Source organism: Vannielia litorea (assembly GCF_900142295.1).
In the GTDB taxonomy this organism is placed as follows: domain Bacteria; phylum Pseudomonadota; class Alphaproteobacteria; order Rhodobacterales; family Rhodobacteraceae; genus Vannielia; species Vannielia litorea.
In genome coordinates this window covers 398,789-412,282 of the sequence record NZ_FSRL01000001.1, presented here as the reverse complement: position 1 = coordinate 412,282, position 13,494 = coordinate 398,789, and the positions used below count along the sequence as shown (strand labels likewise).

The window sequence follows — 13,494 nt, the reverse complement described above, 5'->3', positions numbered from 1 at the left end:
TCGCTTGGCGGCGGCGCGCGGGGCGGATAGGGTCCGGCGCATGACGCTGAACATACTCCTCTCCGCCCGCTCGTCCCTCTGGGAACCCTACGCCATCGAACTGCCGCGCGCCTGCGCCGAGGCGGGGCTGGAGGTGGCCCTGTTTAAGCCCGGCGATGTGGCCGAGGACGAGGTGGACTACATCGTCTTTGCGCCGAACGGACCGGTGGAGGACTTCAGCGGCTTTGTCCGGGCGAGGGCGGCGCTGAGCCTCTGGGCCGGGGTGGAGCAGATCGTGGGCAACGCCACCCTGACGATGCCGCTGGCGCGGATGGTGGACAGCTCCTTGACGGAGGGCATGGTGGAGTGGGTCACCGGGCAGGTGCTGCGGCATCACCTCGGGCTCGACCGGCACATCGTGAACCCCGAGCACGCCTGGCAGTGGGTGATCCCGCCGCTGGCACGGGACCGGGTGGTGACGGTGCTGGGCACGGGCGCTCTGGGCGCGGCCTGCGCGCGGGCGCTGGTGGCGCTGAACTTCCGGGTGCGGGGCTGGTCGCGGAGCCTGCGCGAGATCGAGGGCGTCGAGAGCTTTGCCGGCGAGGACGGGCTACTGGAGGCGCTGAGGGGGGCGGAGATCGTGGTGACGCTCCTGCCCGACACCCCGGCCACGGAGAAGGTGATGGACGCGCGGGCCTTTGCGGCGATGGCGCGGGGGAGCTTTCTCATCAACCCGGGGCGGGGGCCGCTGATCGACGACGACGCCCTGATTGCCGCGCTGGACTCGGGGCAACTGGACCATGCCACGCTCGACGTGTTCCGGGTGGAGCCGCTGCCGGAGGGCCATGCCTTCTGGGCGCACCCCAAGGTGACGGTGACGGCGCATACGGCCGCGGAGACGCGCGTGTCGAGCGCGGCGCGGTCGGTTGCCGAGAATATCCGGCGCGCAGAGGCGGGCGAGCCGCTCATCGGGCTGGTGGATCGCGGGGCGGGGTATTGAGGCCCATGGGGATGTTTCACCGTCATCCTCGGGCCTGACCCGAGGATCTCCCCGCCAAGAGGTCCTCGGGTCAGGCCCGAGGATGACGGTGCACCTCTGCCGGCGGGGTGCTACTCGGGCTGTTCGGCCTCCAGCGCCAGGGGCGCGGCGGGGGCGGAGAGGTCTTCGATGGTGAGCGGCGCGGTGGGGCGGGCGAGGCGGTTGCGGGTGACCCAGAGCAGCCGTTCCTCGGCACGGGTGATGGCGACGTAGGCGAGGCGTTTCCAGAGCGGCTGGCCGGCCTCGTCGCGGTTCATCCGGGCGGCCACGAAGAGGTCGGGCGCGAAGACCTGGACGGTGGGCCACTGGCTGCCCTGCGCCTTGTGGATCGTCACCGCCGCGCCGTGCAGGAAGGTGGCCCCCATGCGGGCGGCGTAGGGGATGAAGGGCTCCTCCTCGTCGGGCAGCTCGATCTTGACGATGGAGGCCGCAGACACTTGCGGCTGCTCGGCGCCGAAGACGTGGAGCCGGGAGAAGCCGGGCTTGTTGCCGGGGCCGAGGTAGACCACCTGGGCGCCCTTGATCAGGCCGCGCGCCTCGAGGTCGAGCCGCTTCTTGCGGTGCTTCATCGGCAGCTCGATCCCGTCGCAGACCAGCGGTTCGCCGGGCAGGAGCGCATCGGGCGGGGCGTGGTAGGCGGCGCGGAAGGCGTGGATGAGCCGGATGCGGGTGTTGTTGCGCCAGACCAGCACGGGCGAGCGGGCCATGAGCGCGGCCTCGACCCGCTCGGAGACCACCACCCGGTCGTCGGCGCGGGCCTTCTCCTCGACCATCCGCTCGAAGGCCTGGAAGGTCAGATCCGGGTCGGCGAGCGCGTGGGCGAGATCGAGGATGGGGTTGTCGTCGGCCTGGCGGTGGATGCGGTGCAGCTCGAGCTTGCGGGGCGCGGGGAGACGGTCGAACACCATGTTGCCCGACTGCTTGACCGGCGCCAGCTGGGCCGGGTCGCCGAAGAGCACGAGGGCCTGGAAGATCTCCTTCAGGTCGTCGAACTGGTCGTCGGACAGCATCGAGCTCTCGTCGATGAAGCCGATATCCAGCGGTTCCTCGCGGCGTTTCCAGCCGGTGATGAAATCGGAGCCGCGCAGCCCGGCGGCGGCGAGCGCTGCGGGCACGGACTTGTGGGTCTGGTAGACGGCGTGGGCGCGGTCGAGGGCGGCCTCGGTGAGGCCCTCCATCGGCTCGGGGCGGTCGCCCTGCCCGGCCAGCCACTCGGCGATCTTCTCGTACTCGGGGTCGTAGACCGGCGTGTAGAGGATGCGGTGGATCGTGGTGGCGGCCACCCCCCTGCCCCGCAAGACCGAAGCGGCCTTGTTGGTGGGCGCGAGGATGGCAAGCGTGCGGCGGTCGCGGCGCGGCTTGCCCTCCCAGTCGCCCGAGATCACCTCGACCCCCGCCTCGGCCAGGGCATCGGCGAGGCGCGCGAGCAGGAGGGTCTTGCCGGAGCCGGCCTTGCCCAGGACCGCCGTCACCGAGCCCTTGCCCTCGGCCATGGGGGTGGTGGTTTCGTTGTCGAGATCGACGCCATGCTTGCGCAGCACCTCCGAGAGGGTATCCCAGGCCTGGGCCTGATCATCGGAGAAGACGAGAGCGGGGAGGGTCATGGGGCGGACCTTATTCTGTCCGCCCCCCCTCCACCAGCCCCGGTGGTCAGGCCGAGACGGCCTCTGGCGCAGAGGCGACCGGGGTGAAGGCGCGGTCGAACCAGTGCCGTGAGAGCGCGGGGCTGAGCCCGGCCCTGCGGGCCATGGCGAGGCGGGTGGGATCGGACATCTGCCAGAGCCCCACGGAGACGGCATCGCGCCCCTCGCCCGCCGTGCCGAGCACCGTGGGCGCCCAGCCGAGGCGGCCGTAGATGCGGACCATCCGGGCATCGAAGACGCCCACCGCATCGGTCAGGTGAAAGCCGCGCCCCAGCTCGGCTCCGCCCAGCATGAGCGCCGCGGCCACACGGCCCTCGGCCTCGGGCGCAAGGCAGAAGCGGGTGCACTCCCAGATCAGCGGGTGCGAAATGGTCACGCCCTCGGTGAGATGGGTGAAGTGATCGTTCACCATGCAGGCTGCGGTGGTGGGCAGAAAGCGCATGGAGCCGCCGTGGCTGCCGTCGGCACGCTGCCAGATCACGTAGAGCGGGTTCATCACGTCGTATTCGTCGTGTTCCTCGCCGGCCTCGTTCACGGTGACCGCCCAGCCGAGCCGCTCCGAGAACTGCCGGGCGCGATCCCGGAACATGGTGCTCCGCAGCTTGGGAAACTGGTAAAGCTCTTCGCCGTAGACATAGCGCAACATGGTAACTCCCTCCATCTGGTTGCTTGAACGGGAGTCACGTTAAGGAATTATCGTTAAGGTTGTTACGCTGTATTGCCCGGCACGTTAAGATTGCATCAGGAAAATGCGGCGCCGCTCAGAATACCAGCCGGCCCTGTGCCAGGGCGAGGGCAACGGCGTGGGTGGTGTTCATCGCCCCGAGCTTGTAGCGGGCACCCTCGATGTAGACCCGCAGGGTGTGTTCGGAGATCTCGAGACTCTCGGCGGCCTGGGCGCGGCTGTAGCCCAAGGCGAGCAATGTCAGGGCGTCGCGTTCGCGGGGAGACAGGGCGCGGGAGGCGGCCCTTGCGGTGCCGCCGCGCTCGATTTCCAGCGCTTTCTGGTTCAGGTAGTGGGCCGCGAGGATCAGGTCGCGGGTGCAGGCCTCGGTGAAGCGGGTCCACTTGGCGTCGCTGGCATTGTGCGACACGGTGAAGAGCGCGAACTGGCCTGACGGACCGCGGATCGGAACGGTGTAGCCCTGGTTGCCCACCCCGGCCTGCTGGGCCTCGTCCATGAAATCGCGGCTGACCTTGCCCGACCAGTCCAGCCGCCGCCAGTCTACCGGGTGGAAGCGCTGGTAGCAGCCCATCACCACCGGGTCGATGCGCTCGTACTCCTCCGAGACGTAGCGATCGACCCATTTGTTGTCGTAGGTCAGCGCGGCATACTGGCCGCCGCTCGCGTTGACCGAGTGATAGACGACATGCTCGACCTCGTAGAGATCGCGGAAGTCGAAGATGCAGGTCTGCAGGTCATCAAGCGTGCTCGCCTGCTGCAACCCCTCGATGAAATGCTCCAACACTGCCGCCATCGCCCTCCGCCGACGCGTCTCCCCTGAACGATGCGGCATCGCAACCCGTCTCGCGACGTGTCACCTCGATCGTCTCCAGCAGCTTCCCCTCCAGCGCGGTCAGCCCGTTGCGAGCTGCGTATGTCCGCAGATCGGCCAAGACGTCGAACACCCAATCGTGTTTCATAGGCAGCCTCAATCCTAAAGGTTAACGATGCGTTAACACAACCCTAGCATGTGACCCGGCGTGAGAAAATTCGCGGATGTACCGTCCCCTGAAATGGCGAGATATCTGACAAGCCACCGAAATTCTTTTCATGTTCAGGAGATTGGGCGCCCGATAGGCGGCGTGGCGGGATCGACCCGCGCAATGGTGCCCGGGGAACCTCACAACCATTGGTGGTGCCACCCGCCGCGCGCGAGGGAACCGCGCGGCGGGGGACAGGGCCGGTCAGTTGCCTGAGCGGCCGGCTTCGAGAACATCCTCGAGGGTGCGCAGGCCGGTTCTGGGGGCCTGCACCAGCACCGACATGTTGCCGGGTTTGTGCTCGTTGCGGAGCATCTTGGTATGGGCCGCCGGGATCTCGTCCCAGGGGAAGACCTCGGACATGCAGGGATCGAGCCTGCGCTCCACCATCAGCTTGTTGGCCGCGGAGGCCTGCTTGAGGTGTGCGAAGTGCGAGCCCTGCAGGCGTTTCTGGTGCATCCACATGTAGCGTACGTCGAAGGTGCAGTTGAAGCCGGAGGTGCCGGCGCAGATCACCACCATGCCGCCCTTCTTGACCACCAGCGTGGAGACCGGGAAGGTTGCCTCGCCGGGGTGCTCGAAGACCATGTCGACGTTGACGCCCTTGCCGGTGATGTCCCAGATCGCCTTGCCGAACTTGCGGGCCTCCTTGAGCCACTCGTTGTACTCGGGGCTGTTCACCGTGGGGAGCTGGCCCCAGCAGTTGAAATCTTTCCGGTTGATGACGCCCTTGGCGCCCTGATCCATCACGAACTGGCGCTTGCTCTCGTCGGAGATCACCCCGATGGCATTGGCGCCGGCGGTGTTGGCGAGCTGTATGGCATAGGAGCCGAGGCCGCCCGAGGCACCCCAGACCAGAACGTTCTGGCCGGGCTTCAGGTCGTGCGGCTCGTGGCCGAAGAGCATGCGGTAGGCGGTGGCCAGCGTCAGCGTGTAGCAGGCGCTCTCCTCCCAGGTCAGGTGCTTGGGCCGCGGCATGAGCTGCTGGGCCTGAACCTTGGTGAACTGGGCAAAGGAGCCATCGCCGGTTTCATATCCCCAGATCCGCTGGCTGGGCGAATACATCGGATCGCCGCCGTTGCAGAACTCGTCGTCGCCGTCGTCCTGGTTGCAGTGGATCACCACCTCGTCGCCGACCTTCCAGCGCGTGACCTTGTCACCGACCTTCCAGACGATGCCGGAGGCGTCGGAGCCGGCGATGTGAAAATCCTGGCCGTGCACGTCGAAGGGCGAGATCGGCTTGCCGAGCCCGGCCCAGACGCCGTTGTAGTTGACGCCGGCGGCCATGACGAGGACGAGCACTTCCTGGCTGTCGATCTCCCAGGTCGGGAGCACCTCCTGCTTGAACGACACATCGGGCTCGCCGTGGCGCTCGCGGCGAATGGCCCAAGCATACATCTTGGGCGGCACGTAACCCAGAGGGGGCATTTCGCCGATCTCGTACAGCTCCTTCTCTTCGGCCTCATAGGGGGCCTGGCGGGCTTCGGTGACATCCAGCGCCATCGTCATCTCTCCTCGCGTTGTTCTGCGGCGCAGAATCGCGCCCTTTGTCCGGGAGGTTCTAAGGGCCGTCGCGCAAGATTGCAATACGACCGACGTCGGATTTGTAATTTTATGTCTCGCCCGATTCAGTTTCGGCGCGGGTTCCGGCAGAAACCTTCGCAGCTGCATCATCGGCAGGCAGCAGCCGGGGGTGCGGCAAGGTTGCAGGCGCAGCATCGCCCAGCCTGGCCAGCTGCCGGGCGACGGAGGCGGCATAGAAGCGGAAGAGCGGGGCCTCATCGGGCGCGGCCGCGATGCCCTCGGGGGTTTCGGCGAGCAACTGGCGCTCACGCAGGATGCGCAACGCGTTTTCCAGGGCATAGGCGGGGTTGCCGCGCGGCACGTGGAGCACGATGTCGGCCCCTTCCAGCAGGCGCAGCCGGGCATTCCAGCGGCGCTCGAGCGTGGCCCGGTCGAGCGGGCCTTCGGCCTCCAGCAGCAGCGCGGCCAGTAACGGCACCGGGAGCACCGGCATCACCGCCTCGATCCGATCCATCAGCTCGCGGCCCAGCGCCTCGGTGTCGCCGGGAAAGCTGGCCAGCGAAAGCGGGTCGCCAAAGCTGACCGCCGCATAGCCGAGGTGATGGGTGAGCCCGCGCACCCGCAGCACCAGCTGGCGCAGGAGCCAGCGGATCACCACGCGGATCCGGGTGGGAAACCCCCCTCCCCCCTGCGCGGCGATGAGCACGCGGTCCTCCAGCACACGGTCGTAGTTGAGCGCGGTGGGCACGAAGATCACCTCGGTGCCGTCCTGCGCGGCCTCGGTGATATAGGCCAGCAGCCCCAGCCTGGGCTCGCCCGGTGCGCCGGTCAGCGAAAGCCGGCCCTCGGGAAACATGGCCTGGGTGACGCGCGCGCGGGTGGCGACGGTGACATAGGTCGAGAGCACGGTGCGGTAGAGCGCGCCGCGCGACTTGCGGCGGATGAAGTAGGCGCCCATCGCCCGGATCAGGCTGCGCAGGGGCCAGACCCGCGCCCATTCGCCGACGGCGTAGGAGAGCGTCGTCTGCCCGGCGACGAGATAGGTGACGAGGACGTAATCCATGTTGCTGCGGTGGTTCATCACGAAGACGACCGTCGCCTCGGGCGGAATGGCGGCGAGTTTCTCGGCATCGAGCCGGGCGAGGCGCACGCGGAAGAGCGAGGTGGCGAGCCAGCGGGCGGCGCGGATGGCGAAGCCGAAGTAGGCGAAGGCCGAGAAGCCGGGAACGATCTCGCGGGCGTAGCGGTGGGCCTGCTCGAAGGCGACCTCTTCGGGCACCCCCTCCTCGGCGGCATGGGCGGTGACGGCGGCGAGCACGTCGGGGGAGTAGAGCACCCGCTGGATGGTGTCGCGCCGCCGCGCCAGCTTGAACGGTTCGATCGGGCGGGTGAGCCGGGTGTTGAGCCGCGCCACGGCCCGCTCGAGTCGCCGCCGGAAGAACCAGCGGACCGAGGGAAAGAGGAAGTGCGAAGCGAAGGTGACCGCCGCGAAGAGGAGGATCAGGACGAAGAGCCAGAGGGGCAGCGTCACCGGCTGGAACATGCGGCGAGGGTGGCAAACTTTCGCTGCGCGGTAAATCGCGGGAATCGACTGCGCCGCATTTCTCGTCACGCATGTGTGAGGCAGGGCACGCGGGGGGCGTGCTACCGTTGGAGAGCTGGAGGGCGGGGAGCGGCAGCCAGGGAGGAACCAGCATGAAGTTCAGATGGATAGGCGCGGCCGTTCTGACGGTCGCAGGCGCTGCGGCATGGGCGCAGGACGGGGAGATGAGCTTTTTCGTCACCAGCCAGAACCCCGGCAGCGGTGGCAATCTCGGCGGCCTGGAGGGGGCCGATGCCCATTGCGCCGCGCTGGCGGAGGCCGTGGGCGCGGGCGGGGCGACCTGGCGGGCGTACCTGTCGACCAGCGCCGAGAATGCCCGCGACCGGATCGGCACCGGGCCCTGGGTGAACGCCGCGGGCGTGACCGTGGCCGAGAGCGTGGAGCAGCTTCACGGCGGCGAGGCGAACCTCGGCAAGGACACCCTGCTCGACGAGACCGGCGCCGTGGTGAATGGCCGGGGCGACAGCCCGAACCGGCATGACATCCTCACCGGCTCGCTGCCCGACGGGACCGTGGCCGAGGGCATGACCTGCGAGGACTGGACAAGCGACGGCCCCGACACCGCCGGGATGGTCGGCCACCACGACCGGATGGGGCTCGACGAGAGCGACGCCGCGAAGTCGTGGAACTCGTCCCACTCCTCCCGCGGCGGCTGCGGCCTGGAGGCGCTGCGCGGCACCGGGGGCGACGGGCTGTTCTACTGCTTCGCCGCCGACTGACGGCGCGCGGGCCGGGGCCCGGCCTCAGCCCGACTTCGCCAGCTGGTCGGCGAGGTTGCGTATCGGCGACTGCTCGACCTCGATGATCCCGCGCCTCGGCCTGTCGAGGTCGATGATGACGAAGACGAGGCCGACGATGAGCAGCAGCATCGCATAGACCGCCGGGCCAGGCCGCACTCCGGTTTGCGCCGAGGCAAGCCCGAGCACCCAGCCCAGCAGGATGAAGGTGCCGTAGAGCAGCAACAGCACGGGCTCTGGCACATGGCGGTTGATGGCGGCGTCGCGGGCGGAGAGCTGGTCTATCATGTCGTTCAGCGATGTGGTGAAGGACACCACTGCCGGGCCGCCCTCGGCGCGGGCCGTTTCGGCGGCGAGGGCCCAGAGCTGGTCGAAGGTCTTTTGCGCCGTGGCGACCATGCCGGCGCGGCGGGCGGCCTGATGCGCGGGCACCTCGCCCGCCTTGGCACGGAACTCGGCGTATTTGACCAGCAGCGCACGGGCCTCCTCGCGCGGGCCGGCGGGTATCAGGTCGGTGCGGAGCCATGCGGTGCCGATGGCGTTGGCCTCCTCGACAACGGCCTGGCTGCGGGTGTCGTAGCGGCCGAGCGCGAGGGAGAAGGTGAAACCCAGCAGCAGGCCGAGGATCGCGAGCAGCGAGGCCTGCACGGCCAGGGTCTGCGATTTGCCTTCGTCCGAAATGCGTCGGGCCCGCCGCCCTGCCATCGCCCTGCCACCAAACATGGCAGCGACCATGGACGCGAGCAACACAAGGGCGATCAGCCCTGAGTTCAGTCCGTACATCAGCTCCGGCACTCCCTTACCCTCCCACTTTCATATCATGGGGAGCGGAAACCTGTAGCATTGCGCGGCAGCGGCGCAATAGGAAGTTGCGCCGCGTTGCAGCGAATTGACATTGGCATAATCTTTCGCCAGAAACGCCCACAACGGAATAATCTTGCTCACTCGATGAATCGGAGCCTCGCCATGTCGCAGACGCAGAATAAAGACCGCCCCTGGCTCTTTCGCACCTATGCCGGGCACTCCACTGCTGCCGCCTCGAACGCCCTCTATCGGGCCAACCTGGCCAAGGGTCAGACCGGCCTTTCGGTGGCTTTCGACCTGCCGACCCAGACCGGCTACGACAGCGACGATCCGCGCTCCAAGGGCGAGGTGGGCAAGGTGGGTGTGCCGGTGGCGCACCTGGGCGACATGCGGGCGCTGTTTGCCGACATTCCGCTGGAGCAGATGAACACCTCGATGACGATCAACGCGACCGCGCCCTGGCTGCTGGCGCTCTACATCGCCGTGGCCGAGGAACAGGGCGCGGATGTGTCGAAGCTCCAGGGCACGGTGCAGAACGACATCATCAAGGAATACCTGAGCCGCGGCACCTATGTTTGCCCGCCGAAACCCTCGCTGAAGCTCATCACCGACGTGGCCGCCTATTGCTACACCAACGTGCCCAGGTGGAACCCGATGAACGTGTGCTCCTACCACTTGCAGGAGGCAGGCGCGACGCCGGAGCAGGAACTGTCCTTTGCGCTGGCCACGGCGATCGCGGTGCTGGATGCGCTGAAGGGCCAGGTGCCGGAGGAGGACTTTCCGGTGCTGGTGGGACGGATCAGCTTTTTCGTGAACGCGGGCATCCGGTTTGTGACCGAGATGTGCAAGATGCGCGCCTTCGTGGACCTCTGGGACGAGATCTGCCAGGAGCGCTACGGCGTGGAAGACCCCAAGATGCGGCGCTTCCGCTACGGGGTGCAGGTGAACAGCCTCGGGCTGACGGAGCAACAGCCGGAAAACAACGTGTATCGTATTCTCATCGAGATGCTGGCGGTGACGCTCTCCAGGAAGGCGCGGGCAAGGGCGGTGCAGCTGCCGGCGTGGAACGAGGCGCTGGGGCTGCCGCGGCCCTGGGATCAGCAATGGTCGCTCCGGATGCAGCAGATCATGGCCTATGAGACCGACCTGCTGGAATACGGCGACCTCTTTGACGGCAACCCGGCGGTGGAGGCCAGGGTGGAGGCGCTGAAAGAGGGCGCGCGGGCCGAGTTGGCGCAGCTCGACGGGATGGGCGGCGCGATTGCCGCCATCGACTACATGAAGGCGCGGCTGGTGGAGAGCAATGCCGAGCGGCTTGGCCGGGTGGAATCGGGCGAGACGGTGGTGGTGGGCGTGAACCGCTGGACCGAGGCCGAGCCCTCGCCGCTGATGGGCTCGGACGGCGGCATCATGACGGTGGACCCGGCGGTGGAGGCCGACCAGATCGCCCGGCTGCAAGCCTGGCGCGCGGAGCGCGACGCGGCGGCGGTGTCGGCGGCGCTCGCGGCACTGAAAGCAGCGGCGCAGGCGGGCGAGAACGTGATGGAGCCCTCGATCGCCGCCGCGAAGGCGGGCGCGACCACGGGCGAATGGGCCGGTGCGATGCGCGCCGTCTTCGGGGAGTATCGCGGGCCGACCGGCGTGGCGCGGGCGCCCTCGAACCGGACCGAGGGGCTCGAACACATCCGCGAGGCGGTGGACCTCGTGTCGGACCGGCTGGGACGGCGGCTGAAATTCCTGGTCGGCAAGCCGGGACTCGACGGCCACTCCAACGGCGCCGAGCAGATCGCCTGCCGGGCCCGGGACTGCGGCATGGAGATTTCCTACGAGGGAATCCGGCTCACGCCCGAAGAGATCGTGGCGGCGGCACGGCGGGAGGAGGTGCATGTTGTGGGTCTTTCGATCCTGTCGGGCAGTCATTTGCCACTCATTGCCGACACATTGGAGCGGATGCACGCGGAGGGGCTTGCGCATATTCCGCTCATCGTCGGCGGGATCATCCCCGATGAAGACGCGAATGCACTCAAGGAGATGGGCGTTTCGCAGGTTTATACGCCCAAGGATTTCGAGCTGAACCGGATCATGATGGATATCGTGGCCCTGGCCGAGCCGCGCGAAGCCGCCGCCTGAAGCCGCCGGACCGGCTGAAGAATTGAGACTCCGATGCGAATTTGCGCCGGAGTCTCAAGCTCTTTGCATTTTCAATAGATTTCAATACAATCCACGGGCGCGAAGCCGCGTTCTTATTGGTCGGGCGCATTTTTGTTCGTGCAAACACTCACCAACGGAACCCCCAAAGAAGGAATTGAAATGGCTATCAGTCTAAAGGGCATGAGCCGCAAGGAGCTGGAAAAGCTCAAGGCAGATGTCGACAAGGCCCTGGAAAAGGCCGCCGAGGAAGACAAGAAAGCCGCGATGGTCGCCGCCGAAAAGGCAGCGCGGGCGCATGGTTTTTCGCTCGACGAATTGACCGGCGCCACGCCGAAACGGGGCCGCAAGCCCGGCGCCAAAAAGGCAAGCGGGCCGAAAGGGGCGCCGAAATACGCCAATCCGGCCGACAAGAGCCAGACCTGGACAGGGCGCGGGCGTCAGCCGGCCTGGATCAAGGACGGACTCAACGCCGGAAAGTCGCTTGAGGATTTCACGATCTGAGCCATCTTCTGTGCGGGGCGGCCAGAAGCGCCGCCCCGCAACAGACCGAGGGACAGCGCATGACCGTGCATATCGGCGCCGAGAAGGGAGAGATCGCAGAGACGGTCCTTCTCCCCGGCGACCCCTACCGCGCCCGCTGGGCGGCGGAGACCTTTCTCGACAATCCCCGACTCGTCAACGAAGTGCGCGGGATGCTGGGCTTCACCGGCACCTGGCGCGGCCATCCGGTGACGATCCAGGGCAGCGGCATGGGGATGCCCTCGCTGTCCATCTACGTGAATGAGCTGATCCGGGATTACGGCGCGAAGACGCTGATCCGCATCGGCTCCTGCGGCGCGATGCAGGACTCCGTTGCGGTGCGCGACGTGGTGCTGGCGATGACGGCGAGCACGCTTTCGACGCCGTCGCGCGGTATTTTCCGGGAGCTGAATTTTGCGCCCACCGCCGATTGGTCTCTGATAAAGGCCGCGGCAGTGGCGGCCGAAAGGAGAAACGTCAATATCCATGTTGGCGGCATATATTCGTCCGACGTTTTTTACGATGAACGGCCCGATTTGAACGCGCAGATGGAACGGCACGGAATTCTGGCCGTGGAAATGGAAGCGGCGGAGCTTTATACGCTCGCCGCCCGCTACGGTTGCAGAGCGCTTGCCGTTCTCACCGTTTCCGATCACCTGAAAACCCATGAAGCGCTACCCAGCGACCAACGCGAAAAGAGTTTTGGCGACATGGTCGAAATCGCGCTGGAAGCGGCGTTCTCGCAATAAAGGAACAAGCATATGAAGAAACGCAAACTCGGCGCCGGGGGGCCGGAGGTATCTGCCATCGGTCTGGGCTGCATGTCCTTTGCCGGATTTTTCGGGGACACCGACCTGGAAACCTCGGTGGCCTGCCTGGATACGGCCTGGGAAGCCGGGATCGACTTTCTGGATACCGCCAACATCTACGGCATGGGCCGGTCGGAAAGTGCGATCGGAGCATGGCTGAAGGGCACCGACGCGAAGCCGGTGATCGCCACCAAGGCCTCGATCGTGCCCAAGCCGCAGCGCCATTTTCGCAATGACGAGGACCATCTGCGCAGCGAGCTGGAGCAGAGCCTGAAGCGGCTCGGCGTGGATAGCGTGGGCCTGTTCTACGCGCACCGGCGCGAGCAGGAGCGCCCCGTGGAGGAGCTGGCCGAGACCATGGCCCGGCTCATGGAAGAGGGGCTGATCGGCGGCTACGGGCTGAGCGAGGTGGCCCCCTCCACCATCCGGCGCGCCCATGCGGTGAAGCCGGTGATGGCGGTGCAGAACGAATATTCGCTCTGGTCGCGGCAGCCGGAGCTGGGGGTGATCCAGACCTGTGCCGAGCTGGGCGTGGCCTTCGTGCCGTTCAGCCCGCTGGCGCGGGGCGAGCTGAGCGACACGGTCCCCGATCCGGCGAAGATGGGCGAGGCCGACTTTCGCAGGGCCAATCCGCGCTGGCAGGAGCCGAACCGGAGCTACAACCAGCAGGCGCTCGATCGTTTCCGCGACTACGCCAGGAGCCGCGGCGTGCCGACCGCGAAGCTGGCGATGGCCTGGGTGCTGGGCAGGGGCGACCACCTGATCCCGATCCCCGGCACGCGGACGGGGGCGCACCTCAAGGAATGGGTGGATGCCGCCGACATGGCGCTGACCACCGAGGATTACATCGAGATCGAAAAGATCCTGCCGGTGGGTTTTGCACATGGCGACCGCTACTCCGACAGCCAGACGATCGGCGTGGAGCGGTATTGCTGAGGGTGGGTTTGACCCACCCCGCAGCCCTACGGAACGGCAGCGGGCT

The 13,494-nt window shown here is 67.2% G+C and carries 12 protein-coding genes; 6 read left to right on the top strand and 6 right to left on the bottom strand.

The window, feature by feature from the left end; all coding sequences use genetic code 11:
• The first annotated feature begins 40 nt into the window (after positions 1-40).
• Positions 41-979: a 2-hydroxyacid dehydrogenase gene (locus BUR94_RS02070; RefSeq protein ID WP_074254609.1), complete on the top strand. Its 939-nt coding sequence runs from the start codon at positions 41-43 to the stop codon at positions 977-979.
• A gap of 110 nt (positions 980-1,089) precedes the next feature.
• Here the strand turns inward: BUR94_RS02070 and BUR94_RS02065 are convergent, their stop codons facing one another.
• The 5 genes from BUR94_RS02065 to BUR94_RS02045 all read right to left on the bottom strand — a co-directional run bounded on the left by BUR94_RS02065 (position 1,090) and on the right by BUR94_RS02045 (position 7,432).
• Positions 1,090-2,622 (bottom strand): AAA family ATPase, encoded by a 1,533-nt coding sequence (locus tag BUR94_RS02065; RefSeq protein WP_074254608.1) that lies wholly within the window; start codon positions 2,620-2,622, stop codon positions 1,090-1,092.
• Between the two features lie 46 nt (positions 2,623-2,668).
• Positions 2,669-3,307 carry an acyl-homoserine-lactone synthase gene (locus BUR94_RS02060; protein WP_074254607.1) on the bottom strand — a complete coding sequence of 213 codons (639 nt, stop codon included), beginning with the start codon at positions 3,305-3,307 and terminating at the stop codon, positions 2,669-2,671.
• A 115-nt stretch (positions 3,308-3,422) separates the two neighbouring features.
• Positions 3,423-4,139, bottom strand: coding sequence for a helix-turn-helix transcriptional regulator (locus BUR94_RS02055; protein WP_074254606.1), 717 nt, complete (start codon positions 4,137-4,139; stop codon positions 3,423-3,425).
• Positions 4,140-4,569: 430 nt separating this feature from the next.
• Complete coding sequence (gene ccrA, locus BUR94_RS02050; RefSeq protein WP_074257533.1) at positions 4,570-5,868, bottom strand: crotonyl-CoA carboxylase/reductase; 1,299 nt, start codon at positions 5,866-5,868, stop codon at positions 4,570-4,572.
• Positions 5,869-5,977: 109 nt separating this feature from the next.
• Positions 5,978-7,432 carry a 1-acyl-sn-glycerol-3-phosphate acyltransferase gene (locus BUR94_RS02045; protein ID WP_074254605.1) on the bottom strand — a complete coding sequence of 485 codons (1,455 nt, stop codon included), beginning with the start codon at positions 7,430-7,432 and terminating at the stop codon, positions 5,978-5,980.
• Positions 7,433-7,584: 152 nt separating this feature from the next.
• On the opposite strand from BUR94_RS02045, the gene BUR94_RS02040 reads away from it, so the two are divergent.
• Positions 7,585-8,211 carry a hypothetical protein gene (locus BUR94_RS02040; protein ID WP_074254604.1) on the top strand — a complete coding sequence of 209 codons (627 nt, stop codon included), beginning with the start codon at positions 7,585-7,587 and terminating at the stop codon, positions 8,209-8,211.
• 24 nt (positions 8,212-8,235) lie between these two features.
• Here BUR94_RS02040 and BUR94_RS02035 read toward each other — a convergent pair whose 3' ends face one another.
• Complete coding sequence (locus BUR94_RS02035; RefSeq protein ID WP_074254603.1) at positions 8,236-9,012, bottom strand: bestrophin-like domain; 777 nt, start codon at positions 9,010-9,012, stop codon at positions 8,236-8,238.
• A gap of 183 nt (positions 9,013-9,195) precedes the next feature.
• Here BUR94_RS02035 and BUR94_RS02030 point away from each other — a divergent pair, with 183 nt between their 5' ends.
• From BUR94_RS02030 to BUR94_RS02015, 4 genes are all read left to right on the top strand, one after another.
• The gene (locus BUR94_RS02030) at positions 9,196-11,163 is read left to right on the top strand and encodes a protein meaA (protein ID WP_074254602.1); all 1,968 of its coding nucleotides are present in this window, start codon (positions 9,196-9,198) and stop codon (positions 11,161-11,163) included.
• Positions 11,164-11,301: 138 nt separating this feature from the next.
• Positions 11,302-11,685, top strand: a complete 384-nt coding sequence (locus BUR94_RS02025; RefSeq protein ID WP_342745193.1) for an H-NS histone family protein — start codon at positions 11,302-11,304, stop codon at positions 11,683-11,685.
• Positions 11,686-11,744: 59 nt separating this feature from the next.
• Positions 11,745-12,452 carry a purine-nucleoside phosphorylase gene (gene deoD, locus BUR94_RS02020; protein WP_074254600.1) on the top strand — a complete coding sequence of 236 codons (708 nt, stop codon included), beginning with the start codon at positions 11,745-11,747 and terminating at the stop codon, positions 12,450-12,452.
• A gap of 12 nt (positions 12,453-12,464) precedes the next feature.
• Positions 12,465-13,448 carry an aldo/keto reductase gene (locus BUR94_RS02015; protein WP_074254599.1) on the top strand — a complete coding sequence of 328 codons (984 nt, stop codon included), beginning with the start codon at positions 12,465-12,467 and terminating at the stop codon, positions 13,446-13,448.
• Positions 13,449-13,494 lie beyond the last annotated feature (46 nt).